Annotated in this window: 22 protein-coding genes and 1 pseudogene; 10 read left to right on the forward strand and 13 right to left on the reverse strand. The window is 54.8% G+C overall.

Translation table 11 applies throughout. The annotated features are described in order from the left end of the window. Positions 1–274: 274 nt before the first annotated feature. The 4 genes from ACT3T7_RS00695 to ACT3T7_RS00710 all read right to left on the reverse strand — a co-directional run bounded on the left by ACT3T7_RS00695 (position 275) and on the right by ACT3T7_RS00710 (position 2,813). The gene (locus ACT3T7_RS00695; RefSeq protein WP_444629763.1) at positions 275–691 is read right to left on the reverse strand and encodes a GNAT family N-acetyltransferase; all 417 of its coding nucleotides are present in this window, start codon (positions 689–691) and stop codon (positions 275–277) included. Between the two features lie 60 nt (positions 692–751). Beyond that, the gene (locus ACT3T7_RS00700; RefSeq protein ID WP_444629764.1) at positions 752–1,165 is read right to left on the reverse strand and encodes an NUDIX domain-containing protein; all 414 of its coding nucleotides are present in this window, start codon (positions 1,163–1,165) and stop codon (positions 752–754) included. 183 nt (positions 1,166–1,348) lie between these two features. Beyond that, on the reverse strand, positions 1,349–1,669 hold the full coding sequence (locus ACT3T7_RS00705) for a hypothetical protein (RefSeq protein WP_444629844.1): 321 nt from the start codon (positions 1,667–1,669) through the stop codon (positions 1,349–1,351). A 181-nt stretch (positions 1,670–1,850) separates the two neighbouring features. Next, the gene (locus ACT3T7_RS00710) at positions 1,851–2,813 is read right to left on the reverse strand and encodes a LysR family transcriptional regulator (protein WP_444629765.1); all 963 of its coding nucleotides are present in this window, start codon (positions 2,811–2,813) and stop codon (positions 1,851–1,853) included. 115 nt (positions 2,814–2,928) lie between these two features. Here ACT3T7_RS00710 and ACT3T7_RS00715 point away from each other — a divergent pair, with 115 nt between their 5' ends. Beyond that, complete coding sequence (locus ACT3T7_RS00715) at positions 2,929–3,663, forward strand: SDR family oxidoreductase (RefSeq protein ID WP_444629766.1); 735 nt, start codon at positions 2,929–2,931, stop codon at positions 3,661–3,663. A gap of 49 nt (positions 3,664–3,712) precedes the next feature. Here the strand turns inward: ACT3T7_RS00715 and trpA are convergent, their stop codons facing one another. Together trpA and trpB are read right to left on the reverse strand one after the other, a co-directional pair. Then, the gene (gene trpA / locus ACT3T7_RS00720) at positions 3,713–4,552 is read right to left on the reverse strand and encodes a tryptophan synthase subunit alpha (RefSeq protein ID WP_444629767.1); all 840 of its coding nucleotides are present in this window, start codon (positions 4,550–4,552) and stop codon (positions 3,713–3,715) included. A gap of 56 nt (positions 4,553–4,608) precedes the next feature. After that, a complete protein-coding gene (gene trpB, locus ACT3T7_RS00725; protein WP_444629768.1) occupies positions 4,609–5,814 on the reverse strand; it encodes a tryptophan synthase subunit beta in 1,206 nt (401 codons plus the stop codon). 105 nt (positions 5,815–5,919) lie between these two features. Between trpB and ACT3T7_RS00730 the strand changes: the two genes are divergently transcribed. Next, entirely contained in the window at positions 5,920–6,822 is a 903-nt protein-coding gene (locus ACT3T7_RS00730) for a LysR family transcriptional regulator (protein WP_444629769.1), read from the forward strand. Between the two features lie 28 nt (positions 6,823–6,850). Here the strand turns inward: ACT3T7_RS00730 and mmuM are convergent, their stop codons facing one another. Next, positions 6,851–7,810 (reverse strand): homocysteine S-methyltransferase, encoded by a 960-nt coding sequence (gene mmuM, locus ACT3T7_RS00735; protein ID WP_444629770.1) that lies wholly within the window; start codon positions 7,808–7,810, stop codon positions 6,851–6,853. Further along, positions 7,807–9,237, reverse strand: a complete 1,431-nt coding sequence (locus ACT3T7_RS00740) for an amino acid permease (RefSeq protein WP_444629771.1) — start codon at positions 9,235–9,237, stop codon at positions 7,807–7,809. Before ACT3T7_RS00740 ends, mmuM begins: the two co-directional genes overlap by 4 nt. Before the next feature lie 246 nt (positions 9,238–9,483). On the opposite strand from ACT3T7_RS00740, the gene ACT3T7_RS00745 reads away from it, so the two are divergent. Continuing rightward, positions 9,484–10,419 (forward strand): glycerophosphodiester phosphodiesterase, encoded by a 936-nt coding sequence (locus ACT3T7_RS00745; RefSeq protein WP_444629772.1) that lies wholly within the window; start codon positions 9,484–9,486, stop codon positions 10,417–10,419. Positions 10,420–10,471: 52 nt separating this feature from the next. On the opposite strand, the gene ACT3T7_RS00750 is transcribed toward ACT3T7_RS00745, so the two are convergent. Both ACT3T7_RS00750 and ACT3T7_RS00755 read right to left on the reverse strand, forming a co-directional pair. Further along, a complete protein-coding gene (locus tag ACT3T7_RS00750) occupies positions 10,472–11,365 on the reverse strand; it encodes a dihydrodipicolinate synthase family protein (RefSeq protein ID WP_444629773.1) in 894 nt (297 codons plus the stop codon). 157 nt (positions 11,366–11,522) lie between these two features. After that, positions 11,523–12,569 carry an SDR family oxidoreductase gene (locus ACT3T7_RS00755; RefSeq protein WP_444629774.1) on the reverse strand — a complete coding sequence of 349 codons (1,047 nt, stop codon included), beginning with the start codon at positions 12,567–12,569 and terminating at the stop codon, positions 11,523–11,525. 226 nt (positions 12,570–12,795) lie between these two features. On the opposite strand from ACT3T7_RS00755, the gene ACT3T7_RS00760 reads away from it, so the two are divergent. The 6 genes and pseudogenes from ACT3T7_RS00760 (at position 12,796) to ACT3T7_RS00785 (ending at position 16,592) form a co-directional block, all read left to right on the forward strand. After that, positions 12,796–13,629, forward strand: a complete 834-nt coding sequence (locus ACT3T7_RS00760) for a helix-turn-helix domain-containing protein (RefSeq protein WP_444629775.1) — start codon at positions 12,796–12,798, stop codon at positions 13,627–13,629. Between the two features lie 13 nt (positions 13,630–13,642). Then, positions 13,643–14,251 carry a LysE family translocator gene (locus ACT3T7_RS00765; protein WP_444629776.1) on the forward strand — a complete coding sequence of 203 codons (609 nt, stop codon included), beginning with the start codon at positions 13,643–13,645 and terminating at the stop codon, positions 14,249–14,251. A 241-nt stretch (positions 14,252–14,492) separates the two neighbouring features. Then, entirely contained in the window at positions 14,493–14,675 is a 183-nt protein-coding gene (locus ACT3T7_RS00770) for a type II toxin-antitoxin system HicA family toxin (protein WP_444629777.1), read from the forward strand. A gap of 38 nt (positions 14,676–14,713) precedes the next feature. Continuing rightward, a complete protein-coding gene (locus tag ACT3T7_RS00775; protein ID WP_444629778.1) occupies positions 14,714–15,133 on the forward strand; it encodes a type II toxin-antitoxin system HicB family antitoxin in 420 nt (139 codons plus the stop codon). A gap of 301 nt (positions 15,134–15,434) precedes the next feature. Then, positions 15,435–15,566: pseudogene (locus ACT3T7_RS00780) on the forward strand (IS4 family transposase); the annotation flags it as partial. Positions 15,567–16,073: 507 nt separating this feature from the next. Beyond that, positions 16,074–16,592, forward strand: a complete 519-nt coding sequence (locus ACT3T7_RS00785) for a DUF4760 domain-containing protein (RefSeq protein WP_444629779.1) — start codon at positions 16,074–16,076, stop codon at positions 16,590–16,592. On the opposite strand, the gene ACT3T7_RS00790 is transcribed toward ACT3T7_RS00785, so the two are convergent. Then, positions 16,516–17,226, reverse strand: a complete 711-nt coding sequence (locus ACT3T7_RS00790) for a hypothetical protein (protein ID WP_444629780.1) — start codon at positions 17,224–17,226, stop codon at positions 16,516–16,518. The two genes, ACT3T7_RS00785 and ACT3T7_RS00790, sit on opposite strands and share 77 nt — an antisense overlap. A gap of 131 nt (positions 17,227–17,357) precedes the next feature. Here ACT3T7_RS00790 and dusA point away from each other — a divergent pair, with 131 nt between their 5' ends. Continuing rightward, positions 17,358–18,395: a tRNA dihydrouridine(20/20a) synthase DusA gene (gene dusA / locus ACT3T7_RS00795; RefSeq protein ID WP_444629845.1), complete on the forward strand. Its 1,038-nt coding sequence runs from the start codon at positions 17,358–17,360 to the stop codon at positions 18,393–18,395. A 44-nt stretch (positions 18,396–18,439) separates the two neighbouring features. Here dusA and ACT3T7_RS00800 read toward each other — a convergent pair whose 3' ends face one another. After that, complete coding sequence (locus ACT3T7_RS00800; protein WP_192528457.1) at positions 18,440–19,894, reverse strand: catalase; 1,455 nt, start codon at positions 19,892–19,894, stop codon at positions 18,440–18,442. Between the two features lie 202 nt (positions 19,895–20,096). Continuing rightward, a complete protein-coding gene (locus ACT3T7_RS00805; RefSeq protein WP_444629781.1) occupies positions 20,097–21,128 on the reverse strand; it encodes a succinylglutamate desuccinylase/aspartoacylase family protein in 1,032 nt (343 codons plus the stop codon). Positions 21,129–21,208: the final 80 nt, after the last annotated feature.

Consider the following 21,208-nt stretch of genomic DNA (forward strand, 5'->3'; position numbering starts at 1 on the left):
GGTGGGATCATCCCCACTTTCAGCGTCTCGCTTTCACGCATCATCCCGCCAAGGCGGTAGTGCCAGTCTGGTAAGCCTGACTGGCATTTTTCTTTCCGGATATTTTTGCAGTCATGCACTAACAACCCGTCGGTATAACCTTACTTGTCTATCTGATAATTAAATGAGCAGTTGCTTTAAAACAAGGCACACCCTATCGCTCCATGCCACCCGCATTATGATGTGCCCTGCTCTACACACGCTGCTGATTAAGACTGCCGGTTAAGCTCAGGCGTTAATATCCACTAAACGAGTAGAGCGCGATATCACTCCGAAACTCCCAACCCAGGTTGCTCCAGAAGCGTTTACCGGCTTCGTTTTCTACCAGAATCATCAAGTGGGATTTTTGGATGCCTTCATTTTTAAGCGCTTCCAGGCAAAGCGCCACCAGCTGTGAGCCGACACCCATGTTGCGGTGTGAAGCCGCGACTGCCAGGTGTTGAATAAAGCCCCGGTGGCTATCATGGCCGCTCATAATCGTGCCCACTACGTTTCGCTCTGCTTCCGCCACAAAGCTTAAACCGGGGTTACGCTGCAAATAACGGGCAACGCCTTCGCGGGAATCCGCATCGCGCAACCGCACGCCTTCGGTACTCAACCATAGCGCCACGGCGGCGTCGTAATCTTCAATCGTCATGGGGCGGTAGTGCATGTTTACCTCTCAGTACGGCGTAAAGGTATTCAGTTACAACTCAGCGGTAACGTTATCGCCTCAACGTGACGATGAAAGTGCGCCAAGCAGCTCAGCATCGGTAGCGCACCATGTATGAATCGACTGCACATACCCTGCAGGTAAGTTATGGGGCAAGTCATCAATAGGAAACGTATCAATTAGGGAATATTCGTGGCTCACCTTTGGGCTGAAGTCGCTCACAAGACGGCAGCCGTAGGTGACGATGAATACATGCTTTTGGGGAATGACCTCAAACAGGTAACTATCGATAATTTCCTGACCAACGACCTTTACGTCCAGCTCTTCCTCGAACTCTCTCTCCAGGCATTCTGACGGTACTTCGCCTATCTCGATACGCCCACCAGGCAGCTCCCACTCATCGCGGTCGTTGAGCGCCAGTACGACCTTGTTGGCGGGCAGGAGTAATACCCCTTTTATAGATACCGGATACATGGTTTCCCTTATCTTTCACAAGTGAATAGCCAAGAACATACGTCGCTACGCGTCCCAATGCGTTTACAACGTGCTATTCAAATAGGATATGCCAATCCGCCTATACCGGCCCGCTTTGAAAGGCTGGGTTGTAACGAAAGTGCTTAAACGGGAGCTCTCTCGCCTTGTCACGTTGGAGCGTTACTACATCCCCAGACCAATGCCCAACCGCAGCGCTTGCAGGCCATCAAACTGAACGCTTACCTCATCAGAAAACATGGGGTGGCCTTCCACGGTTAGGTCCAGCTCCGCTTGAGCGCCGCGATAAGTAATGCTTACCGTAAGATTTGCAGAGCTGCTAACGGGCGCCAACACACCGTACTCAACGTTATTGACGCTAACCGCAGAAAGGCCACGGTTATCCAGCTGTTGCTGGACTGCCTGTTTAACGGCATGGCCGTAATAGAAGTACACCCCGGTATAGCCCAGCGCCAGCACTACTATCAGCGTAAAGAGTTTTCGCATTATGGCCTCGTGATTAAAGAATTGGGTAGTTGCCACCATGGCAATGCCATCATCTTCCATCCGCATGGTGTGATAGCTCGTGTACTCGGGGATTATCAAACGACCTGATATAAGAAGTAGAAACAATTAGGCAAATGCTTATCCCAACAGGTACAACCATAGATTCAGGCAGCCCCATAGTTTATAGATTATCCAGCGACACCGTCACCGCTTTATCCTTTTCACCTCGGCGCTCTTCCACAAGTTTGGCAAGCTCATCACCTTCATCAAACACGCTAACCACCCAGTCGATAAATACTCGCACGCGGGAGGATAACTGACGGTTGCTTGGGTACAGAATGGAAACGGGTGATCCTGTGGGCGGGTTGGCGGGCAGGACTTCGATCAACTGGCCAGTTCGTAGATCATCTTCTGCATGGTAACGGGGCACCTGAATGATGCCGAGCCCTAGTCGTGCGGCCGCGTAATAGCTTTCTGCTGCACTTGTGGTCACGCTGGCGGGCAACGCTACATATTCAACTTTTCCGCTAACAGTAAACTCAAGGGGCAGCGTCTGGCCTGCACGGCTGGAGTGAAAGCCCACCATCGTGTGCCCGCCAAGTTCAGCGACTGAATGCGGCGTTCCGTACTTTGCCAGGTATCCGGGCGAGGCGACCGTGACTTCATCAAGTGTGGTGATTCGCCGGGAGTGCATATCGCTGTCCTGGGGCATACCGACGCGCAATGCGCAGTCGATGCCCTCGCCTACTAGATCGACCAGACGATCACCCTCGCTCATGTGAAGCTCCAAACCTGGGTAGGTGTTAAGAAACGCGGGTAGCTTCGGCAATATAAAATGGCGGGCTAGCGTGCCGTGAACGTCTATCCGCAGCACGCCTTTGGGCTTGGCATTCATTAGCGCGCCTTCCGCGTCCTCAACCTGGGCCAAAATACTCAAACAGCGGTGATAGTAAGCGTCGCCATCCCGCGTTGGGTGCACCGAGCGCGTGGTACGTTGCAACAGCCTTACGCCAAGGCGTGCCTCCAATGTTTTGATGGCCTCGGTCAGCGTTGAGCGGGAAATACTCAGGTCTTGCGCGGCGTGAGTAAAGCTTCGCCTTTCGACGATACGCGTAAACGCGTGCATCGTATCAAGTCGGTCCATTGTTCACGCTTTCCGAATAGTGATGACAGGTTAAGCCTGATTATAGAGCACGCTTTGTCTTTTATGCTGCATACGTCAGGTATTCACCGACTCCCTACGCAGAAGGAGAAAAACGATGGCAGAACAGAAAATTGCGCTTGTAACGGGTGGTTCCCGGGGGATTGGGGCGGCTATTTCCAAACAGCTGGCGCGCGATGGCTTTACGGTGGTCGTCAACTACGCAGGCAATGCAGAAGCCGCTGACCACGTGGTTCAAGAGATTGAGTCGGCGGGTGGTAAAGCGCAGGCTATTCAAGCTGATATAGCCGATGCCCAAGCGGTGCGTCAGCTTTTTGACACTCTTGAAACGCAGTGGGGGCACATTGATGTGCTGGTCAATAACGCAGGCATCATGAAACTTGCCCCGCTTGCGCAGATGGAGGCGCATGCGGTGGATGCTCAGATTGATATCAATCTGAAAGGCTCGATCAATACCATGCGCGAAGCGGCCAACCGCCTGAGCGACGGTGGCCGGATTATTAACCTATCGACCAGCGTTGTTGGGTTGAAACTTGAAACCTACGCGGTCTACGCCGCCACCAAAACCGCCGTTGAGACCTTAACCGCGATTCTTGCCAAAGAGCTGCGTGGCCGCTCGATCACCGTCAATGCCGTGGCACCAGGCCCTACCGCGACAGATCTGTTTCTTGAGGGTAAATCTGACGAACTGGTCGAGCGGATGGCCAAGATGCCGCCACTGGAGCGACTCGGCCAACCGGACGATATCGCAAGCGTCGTGGCTTTTCTCGCCTCGCCTGAAGGCGGCTGGATTAACGGCCAAACCCTGCGTGCCAATGGCGGCATCGTTTAACCGTTTCTTAATGACCTGGTTTAAACAACCTGGTTTTAATTAGCTTGTTTTAACTGACTTGCGGCTCGCCCAGCTCGCGGCACTCCCTAACGCTTTCAGCCAGTGCACGTGCAAGATCATGCACTCCTTTAACAGCTTCATCAGGCGTTGCGGCGTGCTCGATGCAATCTACCAACGCGGAGCCAACCACTACCGCATCGCTGAATCGGCCAATAATCGCGGCCTGTTCCGGGGTGCGAATACCAAAGCCAACGGCGATGGGAAGCTGGGTGTGTTCGCGTAGCTGGCTGACTGAGCGCTCAAGTTTTTCGGGCGTGGGTGCGCTGCCGCCAGTAACGCCTGCCACCGAAACGTAGTAGATAAACCCGGAGGCGTTACCCAGCACTTTGGGCAGGCGCTTGGTATCCGTGGTGGGCGTGGCCAGGCGGATAAAGTCGATGCCGTGCTGGGCGGCGGGCTGGCAAAGCTCGTCGTCGTGCTCCGGGGGCAGGTCGACCACAATCAGGCCATCTACGCCGGCGCTAGCGGCATCGGTTAAGAAGCGCTCTACGCCATAGCGGTAAATGGGGTTGTAGTAGCCCATTAGCACGATGGGCGTAGTAGTATCTTTTTCGCGAAAGATACGCACCATCTCCAGTGTTTTAGCTTGGGTCTGGCCTTCTTTTAGGGCACGCAGCGCGGCTTTTTGGATCGCGGGGCCATCGGCCATGGGGTCGCTGAACGGCATGCCTAGCTCAATCACGTCCACACCAGCAGCGGGCAGGCCCTCAAGAATGCGTTGCGATGTCGCCATATCTGGGTCGCCTGCGGTGAGATAACTCACCAGCGCCGGGCGGTTTTCGGTTTTGAGCGCGGCAAAGCGTGCTGCAAGACGCGAGTTGGGATTCATAGCAGTCTCCTTATGTGCGCTCTGGTGAATAGATTCGCTCTTTTGAACAGATGCGCTCATTTGAATTTTTCTCCCAGGTAGTGGGCTACGCTCATCATGTCTTTGTCACCGCGCCCGCTCAGGTTAACCACCATCAGGTGGTCGCTGGGTAGTTTCGGTGCCCGCTTGGCGACTTCAGCTAACGCGTGGGCCGTTTCAAGGGCGGGAATAATCCCCTCCAGACGGCAGCACGTCTGAAAGGCTTCAAGCGCTTCATCGTCGGTGGCCGATACATATTCAACGCGCCCCTGCTCGTGCAACCAGGCGTGTTCCGGGCCGATGCCGGGGTAATCCAGGCCCGCCGAAATCGAATGGGCATCAATAATCTGGCCGTCCTCATCCTGCAACAGATAGGTACGGTTGCCGTGAAGCACGCCCGGCGCACCGCCGTTCAGGCTTGCCGCATGCTGGCCGCTTTCAACGCCCTTGCCGCCTGCTTCAACGCCAATCATTTCGACCGAGGCATCGTTCAAAAACGGATGGAACAGCCCCATGGCGTTGGAGCCGCCACCAATACAAGCCACTAGCGAATCCGGCAGGCGACCCTCTTTTTCCTGCATTTGCGCGCGGGTTTCGTGGCCAATCACTGCCTGGAAGTCGCGCACCATGGCGGGATACGGGTGCGGCCCAGCCACAGTGCCAATGATGTAGAAGGTGTCATCCACGTTGGTGACCCAGTCACGCAGCGCTTCGTTCATGGCATCTTTCAGCGTGCCGGTGCCGGAAGTGACCGGGATCACTTCAGCGCCCAGCAACTTCATGCGAAATACGTTGGGCTGCTGGCGATCGATATCCGTTGAGCCCATGTAGATCACACAGGACAAACCAAACCGCGCCGCCACCGTGGCCGTAGCCACGCCGTGCATACCGGCGCCGGTCTCAGCGATGATGCGCTTTTTGCCCATGCGTTTGGCCAGCAACACTTGGCCGATGCAGTTATTAATCTTGTGCGCGCCGGTATGGTTAAGCTCTTCACGCTTGAGATAGATCTTCGCGCCGCCAAAGTGTTCGGTCAGCCGCTCGGCAAAGTAGAGCGGGTTGGGGCGCCCTACGTAGTCGCTCTGAAAGTAGGCGAGCTGGCGCTGGAATTCGGGGTCGTCTTTGGCAGCGTCGTATTCGGCTTGCAGCTCAAGAATCAGCGGCATTAGCGTTTCGGCAACAAAACGGCCGCCGAATTGGCCAAACAGGCCGTTAATATCAGGCTGGAGCGCAGGTTGGTTCATGATGACCTCTCAAAGCGGAGTAGCAGTTGCATTGAAAGTAGCGCAAGCAGGCGGAGATAAAAATCGATAAGATGTCATCAATATGTGAGCTGGAGTCAACCGTTGATGCAACAAAGCATGCCCCCTTTAAGTGCCCTGCGCGCCTTTGAAGCCACCGCCCGGCTAGGCAGCGTGACGGCCGCAGCCGATGAGCTAAGCGTGACCCACGGTGCCGTTAGTCGCCAGTTGCGCAGTCTGGATGAACATTTTGGTGTGGCGCTTTTTGCTAAAGCGGGCCGTGGCATTGAACTGACTCACCATGGCGAACGGCTTTATCACGGCATTGGCGAAGCGTTTACTCGCCTGCGTGATAGTTGCGCGGATCTCAAGCGTGATGTGGAAAAAGCGCCCTTCACGCTGGCCTGCCCCGGCAGCCTGCTGGCGCGCTGGTTGATTCCCAGGCTGGACCGTCTGCAACGCGACCTGCCCCAGCTCAAATTGCAGGTCGTAGTGAGCGAAAGTGAACTGCCCGCCAAGCAGGAAAATATCAGTGCTACTCTGGCCTTTTCCGAGCCGCCCTGGCCAGCGGAGGTAGACGTCGTCGAACTAATGGCCGAGCAGATTTGCGCGGTGGCAAGCCCTCACTTGGAAGCAAAGCTCGACCCAGCGCAGCCGGATACGCTCTTTTCCAGCAAGCTTTTACACACCGCTTCTCGCCCCCAGGCATGGCCACAATGGGGCCGCGCCCAAGGGCTTGAACTGACGACTCTTGAAGAGGCTTTGGGTAAAGGCCAGGGGTTCGATCATCTCTACTATTTAATCGAAGCCGCCGTGGCAGGCTTAGGCGTGGCGATTGCGCCAAGGCTATTGGTAGAAGATGACCTGAAAAATGGACGGCTCACCGCACCCTGGGGATTTATCGAAACCCCCGCCAAGCTCTGCCTCTGGCTACCCCGCCACCACAACAGCCAACGTAGTGAGCAGTTGGCCGAATGGCTTAAGCGAGAGCTGGGCGCTTCAAGCTCATAACGCGGGAAAAGCCCAACCCCCTAGCCAACTAAAGCGACTGCCGCCACTGGGCCAGTGCCCGAATATCATCAGGTGTTGTACGGCAGCAGCCACCGATACCCGCAGCCCCTGCTGCCAACCACTGCTCTCCCCCTTGGGCCAAGCCAGAAGGCCCCGTGGCGGTGTGATCACACGGTGCCGGGTGCCAGGTTTTGGTCGCCGCGTTATACAGCTCGCCCGAGTTGGGGTACACCAGCACAGGCAGGTCACACTGGCGTTTGATCGCCGCGACCAATGACTCGATATGTGCAAGCGCGGTGCAGTTTATGCCAATCGCTGCCACGCCCGGGCAGTTAGCCAGTGCTGCGGCACACGCCTCAATCGGCGTTCCATCGCTGATATGTTCACCATCCTTGGCCGAGAAGGTAACCCAGGCTTGGGCGCCGGGGTGTTCAGCCAACAGATCAGTGATTGCCAGCGCCTCCTCTAGCGAGGGCAAGGTTTCTGCTGCCAGCAGATCAGCGCCCGAGGCCAGCAGCAGCTCAAACCGCTCGCGATGAAACTCAACCAGCCCGGCACGATCCAGGTCATAGCCGCCGCGGTATTCGCTGCCATCCGCTAGATAAGCGCCATAGGGGCCAACGGACGCGGCCACCAGCGGTTTGGGGCGGTCGGTTTGCCCCGGCTGCCACACCGCATCGCGAGCCTGCTGCGCCAACGTGACCGACCGCTGAATCAGCTCCCGCGCCTGCTGGGCGGTCATTCCCGCCTGCATAAAACCAGGCACCGTGGCCTGGTAGCTGGCAGTAATGGCGCAGTCGGCACCGGCTTCGAAATACGCCTGATGCACCTGGCGAATCTTCTCCGGCGCCTGGGCCAGCAGGCGCGCCGACCACAGGCTATCATTGAGATCACAGCCCAGCGCTTCCAGCTCAGTGGCAAGCGCCCCGTCAATCACCATAAAGGGTGCGTCCGCCAGCAGGGCCTTGATCGGATTCGATTCACTCATACTCTTTTCTCCTCAGCGGCGGTATTCAGGTGGACAGGGGATTGAACGGCCTTACGATGGTGCAGAAAATGCGCTAGGTAACACAGGCCAATGAACGGCACCCCGAAGTAGAGCGCCACGCGCTGCTGCGGATCAAACGCAATGCCGATGCACGCCGCCAGACAAGCCGCAAACGCGATCAGCGGTACCCAAGGGTAGAACGGCGTGCGGTAGACTAGGTCTTCAAGCCGCCCGCCTTCGCGCAGATAGTGGCGGCGGAAGTTGAGCTGGCTGAGCGCAATCGCCATCCACACCACTACCACGGCCAAGCCAGAGATCGAGACCAGTACCAGGTAGACCGTTTCCGGTGCGTAGACGCTTGAAAACAGCGCGCCGAAGCCGCCGATCATGCTTAGGAGCAGTGCATTCATCGGGATACCGCGCTTGTTAAGCCGACCCAGCGACTTGGGCAACGTGCCTTGATCCGAAAGCGTCCAAAGCATGCGTGATGAGGCATAAAGCCCGGAGTTGGCCGCCGAGAGCAGCGCGGTGATGATCACGAAGTTCATGATGTCCGCCGCCCCGGGCACGCCCAACCGCTGGAATACCGCGACGAAGGGGCTTTGGCTAAGCCCGGCCTGGCTTTGAGGCAGCAATGCCGCAATCACGATGATGGTACCCACAAAAAAGAGAATCAGCCGCCACAGCGTGGCGCGGATCGCCTTGGGCACATTGCGCGCCGGGTCCACGGTTTCCCCGGCGGCAATGCCAATAAGCTCCGTGCCGGAAAACGCGAACATCACCGCCAGTAACGTAGTGCCGATGGCCAACAGACTCGGCGACATGGCGCCCTCGCCCCAAAAGGCCGAAAGCCCCGGCGATGCCACCGCAGCGCCGCTTGAGTCCTGCAGCGGCACCCAGCCAATAATCGCGCCTGCCCCGACGATCACAAACACCACCACCGCGATTACCTTGATCAACGACAGCCAGAACTCGGACTCGGCAAAGAAGCGTGAGGTAAACGCATTCACGCCAAACACAATGGCTGCGAACAGCCCGCTCCAGTACCAGCCGGGGATATCCGGAAACCAGCGTCCCATAAACACCGCAGCCGCAGTAAACTCCGACCCCAGCGCCACCGTCCAGGTGAGCCAGTACATCCAAGCCACCATATAGCCAGTGCCAGGGCCAATATAGCGGCTGGCGTGGGCGCTGAACGCGCCGGAATCCGGCATGTGTACGGCAAGCTCTCCCAGACACATCATCACCAACCAGGCAACGATGCCACCCACCAGATAGGCCAGCACGGCCCCAATCGGCCCTGCCTGCTGCACGGTATAGCCGGAACTTAAAAACAGCCCGGTGCCAATCACGCCCCCTAACGAGAGCATTACCAAGTGGCGCGTCTGCATGCTGCGCTTGAAGTGCGCGCCTTGTTGCTCGCTCATTTGCTCCCCCATGGTGGCTTCCCTATCAATCGCTAACGGGCCAACGCAGGCCCTGCCTATGGTCCAGCGTAAAAAAGGTGGCTATATTAGAGCATTCACAATTCACAAAAAAGCATAAAAAAACTATTTTATATTCTTATTTAAAATAAGCTTGATGTAGACCACGATGTTTAACGCAGCATCATTTGGAGTGGAGTAGTAAACGACGTAGGGTAATGAGCAGAACATTCACTAAAAGGAACGTTTATGCATCCTGCTTCGTTATTTACTGCCGTTTCATTAGGTCTTTTCGCTGGTGTTACCACCTCGGCTGCATTAGCAGAAACGTATCCACTGGAGCAACAGCTAAAAGATCTAGTGTCGTTTCAGGTGATTGCCCATCGCGGCGCAAGCGGCCATGCCCCGGAAAGCAGCATGGCGGCACTGGCGCTGGCCCATGAATGGGAAGCGGACTATCTGGAATTGGATATTCAGATGACCGCCGATGGCGAATTGGTGGCCTTTCACGATAATACCCTTGAGCGCACCAGCAACGGCGAAGGCCGCATCAACGATCATACGCTTGCCGAACTCAAGAACCTGGATGCGGGCGCCTGGTTTAACGACGCTTACCCTGACCTGGCGGATGAGGCGTTTATGGGTGCCGAGATATTAACGCTTGAAGAGGTTTTCAACCGTTTTGGTCAGAACGCCCGCTACTACCTGGAAACCAAGTCGCCCCAGTTGAACCCTGGCGTTGAAGCGGCGCTTGTTAAGCGCCTGGAAGCGTTTGATATGATCAACACCGGACGCGTGCTGGTTCAGTCGTTTGAGCAGGAGAGCCTGCTCAAGATTCACGAACTGAACGACGATATCCCACTGATTCAGTTGGTATGGTACTCACCCAGCCAAGAGGACAGTGAACGTCTGGTGGAGTGGAGAGGTACTACGCCGGGAGCACCGGACATCACCGACGAGCACTTTCAAGCCGTGGCCGATTACGCAGTAGGCTTGGGGTCGAACTACCGTTATGAAGGCGAGCAGGTGATCGACGAAACGTTCATTCGCCAGGCTCAGGATAACGGCTTGGCGGTACACATCTACACAGTGAACGATACCGATCATATGCAGCAACTCATCGACTGGGGCGTGAACGGCTTGTTTACCGATTACCCGGATCGGCTGATTGAGCTTATCGAGTAATGTGCTCAATGCACATTTGCCCAGCGTTTACCGGGCGTTTTGATGCTTTCGCCTAACGTAGTTCGAGCTCTTCAATCACCTGCTCGACTCTTGTGCACCGACTGCCTTGGAACGTGTTTAGCGGCAGCGGCAAGCAAGGCGTGCTGACCTTGCCCAGGATCTCGGCGGCGGTGGCGATAACCCGCAAGCTTCCCCCGTATTCACGGTAAAGCGCCCAGAAGGGTTCTAGCTGATCAGAAAGGCGCTGCGCTATTTTAAAGTCACCCGCCTGGGCTGCTCGCGTTATCGCCAGCGCCGTTTCAGGAAATAACCCGCCCAGCACGGAATACCAACTATCGCACCCCGCCGTTAGGCCGGTGGCCGCGACGACGTCACCGCTTATCCCCAAGGTGACATCCTCTGGAATCAAAACACGCAGGCGATCAACCCGCTCGCGAGCAGCGTTGAGATTCATGCTGACCGGTGGAATCTTGATCGAGCGGACCTGAGGCAACTGGGCAATACGTCCATGCAGCTCATCGCTGAACGTAAAGTGCGTTGTGCCCGGGTTATCGTAAACACACAGCGGCACGCTTAATGAACGGCAGACCGTTTCATAGTGGCTAAACACTTCGTCATCGGTCAGCGTTTGATAGGAAACCGGCGCCAGCAATACGCCGCTAGCGCCCGCTTTCTGGGCGTCTTCGGCAAGCGCCAACACGTCCCGTGTGCGCACTGCGCCAATACCGATAATCACCGGTACATCGCCTGCGCTTTCTACCGCCAGTTGAGTAACGCGCGCCCGCTCCTCCCGGCTGAGATATACATAGCTTCCAGTTGAACCCAGCACGCCGATAGAATCCACCCGCGCCTCGGCCAAACGTTCCACTAAACGGGAAAACTCGTTTTCACGAATCCCCTGCTCGTGCATGGGCGTTAATGGAAATGCACTCAGGCCGGTAAACATGGGAAGCTATCCTTTTAACGAAGGCTTAGTAGATAAGTCTGAAATTACCAGACAACACGGCATGAGGGTAGCGGGACGAGAATGGGCAGGCGGGAGGATTGAAAGAAGCCCGGCCCAGCGTTATACATGCCGCTGGGCCGGGAATGATTAAACCTGATCAAGGATGACCATTGCCACCGCCAGCGCCATAAATGTTGCCGGTGGTAAAGCTGGATTCCTGCGAGGCCAAGAGCACGTAGGCACCGGCAAGCTCTACCGGCTGGCCTGGGCGACCCAGTGGCCCGTCTTCACCAAAGCTTTGTACGGCCTCTTGCGGTTGACCACCGCTGGGCTGAAGTGGTGTCCAAAACGGGCCGGGGGCAACGCCATTAACACGAATGCCCTGCTCGGCAAGTTGCTTGGCCAGCGCCTTGGTAAATGCCACGATTGCCGCTTTGGTCATTGAGTAATCCAACAGGATTTTAGGCGGATCGTAAGCCACCACCGAGGTGGTATTGATAATCGACGCCCCCGCTTCCAGATGCGGCATCGCCGCCTGGGTAATCCAATACATAGCGTACAGGTTGGTTTTCATGGTGGCGTCAAAATCGTCGTGGCTAAGGTCGGTAATCGACGGCTTCCACTGCTGACGGGCGGCGTTATTGACCAGGATATCCAACCCACCCAACTGCTGCACGGCCGTTTCGGCCAGTTCACTGCAAAACGCTTCATCACGAATATCGCCAGGAATCGCTACAGCGGTGCGTCCTTCGGTTTCGATTAACTCAATCACTTCCCGCGCATCGGACTCTTCTTCAGGCAGATAGTTGATCGCTACATCAGCCCCCTCACGAGCATAGGCAATAGCGGCTGCCCGACCAATACCGGAGTCGCCACCAGTAATCAAGGCTTTTCGGCCTTGCAAACGACCGCTACCTCGGTAGCTCTCTTCACCGTGGTCAGGCCGAGGGTCCATCTTGCTGGCAAGCCCCGGCCACTCCTGCGGCTGTTCAGAAAACGGCGGTGCGGGATATTGGCTGGTCGGGTCCTGTTTGTGTGGCATGGAGCCTCCTTTAGCGCTTGCACCCGCCGCGCCATTACTGACGGCAGGCTGGGAAGTGGATGGTTGAGCAAAAGCGGGGGCGGCAATAGCAGCCGCCATGCTGGTCGCTAACCCACCGACAACCTGACGGCGTGAAGGATCAAACGCGTTGATTGGTTTCACCGTAACCTCCCTGTCTTGAGCAGTGCTGGATTTAACGTTTACCGACCAAGCGTAGCACCCACTGCTCAAGTCAAAACAAAGGCTCTGCTGACTTTATTATTAATTAACAAGATTCAACCGTTCAAAAGGAGTAACCGACACTGATAAAGCGCAATTTTGTACAAGCTGCGCTAACACGTGAGCGTTAAACTAGCGCAATGACATTTGGATAGACGGAGGCTTAGCAATGGGAAAATCGGCAAGCCGCTTTCAGTTCACTAAAAGCCAGCACATCCCCACGCTGAAAACGCTACAGGCAGCGATGTTCGATTTTCGCTATGACCCTCATGCGCATGAGGAGTACGCCTTTGGGGTGACGCTGTCAGGTCGTCAGGACTTTTTCAGCGGTGGGCAATATCACCGTAGCCCACCAGGTAATGTAATTATCTTTAACCCGGATGACGTTCACGACGGCCAACCAGGCGGCGACCGCACGCTCGACTACGTCATGCTGTACGCTCACCCCGCTCAAGTTAAGGCCCTATTTGACGACGCCCTGGGGCAGGAAACAGCATCCCACTTTCGATTCGACAGTACGCTGGTGCAAGACATGGCACTACGCGAGCGGATAACAAACGTTGCCCGATTGATTACCACATCAACCGGCAGCCAAATCGACCAGGAAAACGCGCTCTATCAAGTTGTCGAACGAATCACCCAACTAGGCGGTGCTTACCAGCCTGGGCATACCTCTAGCAGGCCCGATGCACTTCTCGGCTTTGCCAAAGAGTATATCCACGCGCACCTGGACACCGATCTCTCGCTTGAAGCGATTAGCCAAGCGGCGCACCTTTCCAAGTTTCATTTCTTGCGGCTGTTTCGTCAGCAGTTGGGCATCACGCCCTATCAGTACGTCATCAACTGCCGGGTTAATGCGGCGTGCAGCGCACTTGAAAAAGGCGCACCGCTTAGCGAGGTGACGTTTCGCTACGGCTTTACCGACCTTAGCCATTTTAACCGTCGCTTTAAGCGTATTTATGGCCTTACTCCCCACCAATACCAGCACCATCTTAACGACTAACCAGAGAGCTTTTATGTTAGCTATTATCGCTTATGCCGTGGGCATCATGTATTCGCCTGGGCCTGTGAACCTGATGGGGTTAAATACAGGCGTTAATGGGCAGGCAAAAACGTCGCTGGGTTTCTGCCTGGGCGTAGGCACGGCGATGCTATTACTGTTTTTACTCTTCGGCTGGGCGGGTGCCGCGTGGATTGATGGGCACTTACTCATCGCGATTAGTGTTTTCGGCTGTGGTTATATTATTTATCTGGCTATACACATTGCGAGAGCGCGCGTTGACGTTAATGCCGTATCCAGCTCGCCACTCACACTTCGCTATCGTGACGGATTCATTCTGCAACTGCTGAACCCCAAAGGAATCATGGCGACACTCCCCATCGCCACACTGCAGTTTCCCGCTGCGGGCATTCAAGGGCCTAGCTTGGTGGTTTGGTCGATGGGATTAGCGCTACTGGCCGCAGGCGCCCCCGGAAGCTACATGTGGATAGGTAGCCTGGTCGGTAACCGAATTGACAACCCCGCCTTCTTTAAACGCTTTAATCAGATAATGGCGGTGCTGTTGATGGGCGTCGCGCTATCTATCGCTTATGAGCATGTTTGGGTGACTTTAGTATCTGCGTAAGTAGTGGCGTAATCGTTACACCTACTTTAATAGTACCTTGCAGAGCCTGGGTTGACGCTCACAATGGGGCGGGTAAGCATTCAGCCAGAACCACCGACTGTTAGCGACTACAGACCATGGGCTGGTACGGCGATCAAAGATCACGCACAACTTCAAGACCTTGTAGTTATCAGGTTATAAATTCGACCTAATGGCTTCTCGGGGTTACAATAACCCCGAGTTCAAAATAAAGGGGCAGGAGGTGAATAGCAGGGAGCTGATCAAGGAACTGGAGGCGGATGGCTGGGAGCTTGTCAGAATAAAAGGCAGCCACCACCACTTCAGACATCCGGCCAAGCCCGGCACAGTGACCGTGCCACACCCTAAAAAGGATTTAAAAATCGGGCTGGTTAAAGGAATCAGAAAAAGTGCTGGCCTTGAATGAGACTGGCCACTACTGCCCCTACTAACGGAGGTCAATGCATGTTGTTTCCCATTGCCATTGAACGCGGCGACAAAGATCATGCCTATGGCGTGACAGTGCCCGATTTGCCCGGCTGCCACTCAGCAGGCGATACGTTTGAAGAGGCGATGATTAACGCCAAGGAGTCGATCGAGGGTTGGCTGGAAGTGGCCGTGGAATATGGCGATCCCATTCCCGAAGCTACGTCCATAGAGCATCATATGGATAACCCGGATTTCGAGGGTTGGATCTGGGCTGTGGTGGATATCGACCTAACCCCCTACCTCGGCAAAAGTCACAAAATCAACGTCACTCTGCCCGACCTGTTGCTCAAGCAAATTGATGACTTTGTGGCCAGCCACCCCGGGGATAAAACGCGAAGCGGTTTTCTTGCGCGCGTCGCTATGGCAGAACTGACTAGAGCCCGTAAGAGCACATGAGTTCTTTAAATAAACACTCGGCCATCCATTGGCCAAGTGTTTATGGTATCCGTTTTCTATGGAAGGTAACTGATGCGTGGTGGGGCGGCGATATGGGCGGGGTACATTATACAAAGGAAGCGAGTAGTTTACGCTTGCAACCTTAACGGCTCCAACATCGTGGCAAAGAAGCCCGTAAAGTGAACTGCACCCCAAAGCTGGACACTCATCCAGCGATCAGGATGCAGTTCATTAAAAGACAGGGAGTATTATGATGCGGGTACCTGCCTTACGACGCTTTAACATGCAACGAAATACCGAGGGCTTTCGAGACATCAAATCCTCACTGCAGAATAATGCCGTCATCCTGCGCAGCAAGAAAGTTGAGCTGATCTATCAGGAAGTATGGGGGCTACTCTTGGCGTATAACGTGGTGAGACAGGAGGCGAGCCGAGGCAAGGGAGCAATGGAAGATGGTGAATGAGTGATGCAAGCCCCCCCCCTACGCGGATGCTGCCTGTGCACGGGCTTAGGTATGTGAAGCGTCAAAATTCAAGAAGAGATTCCGTCTCAACTCTTGAAAAGCTGTGGATAAATCTATATAAACTCATCCCTATTATTTTGAAAAGCCTAACAGAAGCGTGTTTTCTCGCAAATTTGGTGTATGGCGATATCGCAAAATTTGGTGTAGTGTGAAATACATAGTATGGCGATCTGTAATAACAAAACAGAACGATAGTCGAAAGCCATACGGGTCTTGGATGTGCACGTAGCATGTCCCATAGAGAGAGGAAAAAAAATGATTGCAAACACAAACGTTTATGCAACCCTGCAAATCCTGGACGAGAACGATGGTTATTAAGAACTGATAACGATTCTTGGCCATGATTAGCTATTCCCCTCCAACTTCGAAAAGGCGCTCATAGCGCCTTTTCTGCATCCGTACAAAAGGTTCGCACAGATGGAAGACCTCACACCGGCGATTTGGACAATGCCAGAAATCGTTCGCACTGGAGTGATGGCCTTAGCCGTCCTTGTAGCCGTAGTTTCTGTGCTCAGTGTGAAAAGCACTGCAAAGAAGAAACAAACTGCCGACTTGTTGTTCGCTGTCCGCTCCGATGATCGGCTCATCCATGCTTCTAGGACACTGAAAGAGCTTCACGATTCGGATAACAACATACGGCTATGGGCTGACCCACAACATGATTGCAAGAATGAGGATCAGGAGAAGCAAGTACAGGATATTAGATATATCCTGAATCATTACGAAAGACTTAGTGTTGGGCTTCAAGCAGGCATATACCATGAAGGCATGCTCAGAAAGTCACAATTCACAATAATTACAAAAACTTATGTCTGGGCGAAGCCCTTTATAGAAGGTGTTAGAGATAAAACTAGCAGTCCTACCGCTTTTCAAGAGTTCGAGTGGCTGGCAGAACGTTGGAGCAAGAAAAAATTGAAACAAAGAAAGGGCTCTTAATTTTATTTTTCAGGACATTTGTTACCTTCTCAATAAAGTAGTCAAGCCAATTGGAAGGCAGGACACACTGATAGTAACGCCAACGTAGTTTTAGAGTTTCTGGACGTAAGTGCGTATACCTTTTCAAAACGTCCCAACTCTCGTAAAGCAGCTTCGCCGATTCAAACTCATTTAGATTCACCGGCATACGCCAGGCAGCTACCGCTGTTTTTAAAATGATGCCTAACCAGGTGATATCTAGTGCCGTGGTAGAAGCCTTAACACCACTACGGCGCCGCATTTGCGCATGGTCAATGACCTTCTCACTACCAAGCTCGGTAATTTTGACGCGAGCAATGGGGAAACGCTGCAGTTGCTCAATAGTGGCTCGCTTGCTACGGCCAGCACCGTCAGCAAATTCATGTAGGTAACGTTCAATAGCATCGTGTAAAGTAACGCCCTTCCATTTAGCAGTCAGCACGCCACCAGGCGCGGCCAACTCCAGTTCCCGATGCTTCGCCCACTCAACGGCCATTGCCTTTTTAGGGAATGTTTTGGACTCTGGGTAGTCAGGTTGACCCGTACGCGCAATGCGAATACGCGCTAGGTATGAGAAACTGCCGTCCCTTTTTGGACGCTTCACGATCGTCGCCATTACAGCCTCGAAAATGTGACAAATAAAAGTGCCATGTGGTGCCAAATTTGTGACACTAATTTGCTTAAAACGTGGTCAAACAACTGTAAATATGAACAGTTATGAATAATAGCACAACACAGCAACCCCGCATGAAGTCTGGCATCGTCCGCCCTAAGCTGGATAGAACTTTCTCCGTCGCGCCCATGATGGACTGGACAACCCGCGATTACCGGGCATTTGCACGCACGTTAACCAAGCGGGCGCTGCTGTATACCGAGATGGTGACAACGGGCGCTATTTTGCATGGCTCGCCGCGTGAGCGGTTTTTGGGTTATAGCGATGTGGAGCATCCCATTGCCTTACAGCTTGGCGGTAGCGATGCCGGGGAGCTTGCCGAGTGCGCGGCGATTGCTGAGGCGTGGGGGTATGACGAGGTTAACCTGAATGTAGGTTGCCCAAGCGACCGGGTGCAGAACAACATGATTGGCGCTTGCCTGATGGGCTACCCGGAAAAAGTCGCCGATACCGTGCGCGCCATGCAGGCGGCGGTCTCGATTCCGGTTACGGTGAAGTGCCGTATCGGGATTGATGACCAGGATGAAGACGCCGACTTGGCGCGCTTTATCGACATAGTCGCGGGCGCCGGTTGTGAGATTTTTACTGTGCATGCGCGCAAGGCGTGGCTGAAAGGTCTATCGCCCAAAGAGAACCGCGACGTGCCGCCGCTCAATTACCCGCGTGTGCATCGTTTAAAGCAGGACCGCCCTGAGCTGCATATCGGCATCAACGGTGGGATTAAAACGCTTGAAGAGTGTCAGGCACAGCTTGAGCGTGTGGATAGCGTGATGATTGGCCGTGAAGCGTACCAAAATCCTTGGTTGCTGGCTGAGGTAGATACGTTGCTTTATGACGTGCCCGGCCCAGCCGCTAGCCGGGTTGAGGCGGCCCGGGCATTTCGCCCGTATATTCAGCAGCGGTTAGATGAAGGCGCGAAGCTTAACCATATTACCCGCCATCTGCTGGGGCTTTTTCAGGGTTGCCCAGGCGGTCGGCGTTTTCGGCGTCTTCTATCGGAGCACGCACATAAAGAAGGCGCCGGGTTACGCTTGTTTGATGATGCTATCGGGCTGGTTAACGAGCCATCACAAGCGCCGATGCCAGAACAAGAACAGCCCGCCACGTCTTAACGTAGCGGGCTTTAGTGTGCGGCGATTAATCCACGCTCGTGGGCTTAGTTGCCGCGCACGCCTTTTTCGATACGCTCACCGACTTCCTGGTCAATATTGCGCCAGTACTCGAAGGCGCGCTCCAGCACTGGCTCGGTTACGCCACCCGACAAGTGCCCCACCACGTTGGATACCAGCCGGTCACGCGCGGCGTCATCCATTACCTCACGTACCAATGTATGCGGCTGGCTCCAGTCGTCATCGTCTTTGCGTAACGTATAGGCGGTACGCACAAACTCGCCGCTAGTCGCCCATACGGCATCTTCCGGGAAACGCTCGCCATCGGCTTTGGGGCCGCCTTTACTGTTCGGCGCATACACGGGGTCCGTTGCATGGTGCATCCGCATCGCCCCGCCTTGGGTATAGCTATTGACCGGGCACTTGGGCGTATTCACCGGGATATGCTTGTAGTTCACACCCAAGCGAGCCCGGTGCGCATCGGCATAGGAAATAGAGCGCGCCAACAGCATCTTGTCGGGTGAAAGGCCGGTACCGGGCACCATGTTGTTAGGCTCGAAGGCGGCCTGATTGATTTGGCTATGAAAGTCGGTGGGGTTTTCATTAAGGGTTAGCTTGCCCACTTCCATCAGCGGATAGTCGCCGTGGGGCCACACCTTGGTGAGATCAAAAGGGTTGTAGCGATACGTTTTGGCATCCTCGAAGGGCATAATCTGCATCTGCAGTGTCCAGGTGGGATACTCGCCGCGTTTGATAGCTTCAAACAGGTCACGGCGGTGGTAATCCGCATCGCTACCGGCCATCTGGTCGGCCTGTTCCTGGGTCATGCACTTGATGCCTTGGTCGGTTTTGAAATGGTACTTCACCCAGAACCGTTCACCCTCGTCATTCACCCACATATAGGTGTGGCTGGAGTAACCGTTCATGTGCCGCCACGTAGCGGGCACGCCACGGTCACCCATTAACCAAGCCACTTGGTGGGCAGATTCCGGCACCAGCGTCCAGAAATCCCACTGCATATCGTGATCACGCAGGCCGTTATCGGCGCGGCGCTTTTGCGAATGGATAAAGTGCTGGAATTTCATCGGATCACGGACAAAGAACACGGGGGTATTGTTACCCACCATGTCGAAGTTGCCCTCTTCCGTATAGAACTTCACCGCAAACCCACGTGGATCACGCCAAGTATCAGGGCTGCCGCCTTCCCCCGCGACCGTTGAGAAGCGAATGAGCACGTCGGTTTTTGTGCCTTTTTTCAGAAACTTCGCTTTAGTGTACTTACTGACATCATGGGTGACTTCAAAGTGGCCAAAAGCGCCACTGCCCTTGGCATGCGGTTGACGGTCGGGGATCATCTCCCGGTTGAAAGCCGCCATTTGCTCCATCAGAAAATGATCGTGCAGTACAATCGGGCCATCCGGACCTACCGAAAGAGAGTGTTCGTCGCTGGATACCGGAATGCCAGCCCCTGTCGTCGTATGTCTGGGTTTATCGCTCGTCATCGCTTTTCCTCCATGTCACGGCTGGCGCGGTGCTCAAGGCACCGCTTTATAAAAACAAATAATACGTTTTTGCTTATTATTTTTAATTTAGGATAACTGCCCCCCTCACAGGTATAGTCAAAGGAGCTGCTTCCCGCCAGCGATCTCATGTACTCCTTGGCTATTGCGCTAATAACCTTTTTTTATCGCGCTTATCAGATATTTAATAGAGTGCGTCAGGGGGCGGTGTCAGGCTTGATTGAAAACTCTCAATCGCCGTTTCGGCCTCTTCTATCTCATCAAAACGAGCAATGTGATAAAGCGCTTCGCCTTCATTGGCTAACGGCAGGCGACTCATGCCAATCACAATGCCATCGGCCATCGACTTGACCTCGCCTTCTTGATTGCCAAATGGGTCGGCCACTATACCGAGCACCTCCCCCTTGGCGACTCGCGCGCCCAAGCGCACCTTGGGTCTTAATATCCCGTCGATAGGTGCACGCGCCCAACTGGACCCATTAGCAAGCTCGGCAGGCGCGGGAGAGCGGCGGCGCTGTTCGCCGGTGAGCATATCCAATCGACGCATTACGCGCAGTATGCCGCGTACACCCGGGGCAATGGCCCACTCATCAAAGCGCAGCGCTTCCCCCGCCTCATAGGTCAGCACAGGGATTCCACGCGTTTGTGCATAGTGACGCAGACTACCTTCGCGCAGCTCTGCATTCAGAATCACCGGCGCGCCGAAGGCATTGGCCATGCGCTCGGTTTCACTGCCTGGGCTTAACTGAGCGCGTATCTGGGGAAGGTTCGTGCGATGAATTGCGCCGGTGTGAAGGTCAATAATATGCGTTGCCTGATCGACAATCTGTTCGCGAAATAGCGCCGCGATTCGCCCCCCGAGGGAGCCGTTCTCACTGCCCGGAAAACAGCGGTTAAGATCGCGACGGTCAGGCAGGTAACGCGTTTGCTGCAAGAAGCCGAAAACGTTAACCACCGGCACGGCAATCAAGGTGCCTCTTAGGCTTTTGATAGCCTTTGAGCGCAATAGGCGACGTACAATTTCAACGCCATTAATCTCATCCCCGTGGATTCCGCCACACACCAATATAACGGGCCCCTCTTTTCGCCCGTGTACCACTTCGACCGTAATATGCAGGGGTGTATGGGTGTAAAGACGCGCCACCGGCACATCAATTTGCGAACGCTGGCCAGGCGGTATGGTGTGCCCGGCAAGTTGAAAAGGTGCTCGCGCCATCCTGAGTCTCCTTTTTTTAGCGTGATTAACCACTAAGCAAATGACGTTAATGAGGGCCTGGCGATGCGCCTATCGCACGC

The organism is Halomonas sp. 111 (assembly GCF_052379685.1).
Taxonomy (GTDB): Bacteria; Pseudomonadota; Gammaproteobacteria; order Pseudomonadales; family Halomonadaceae; genus Vreelandella; species Vreelandella citrativorans.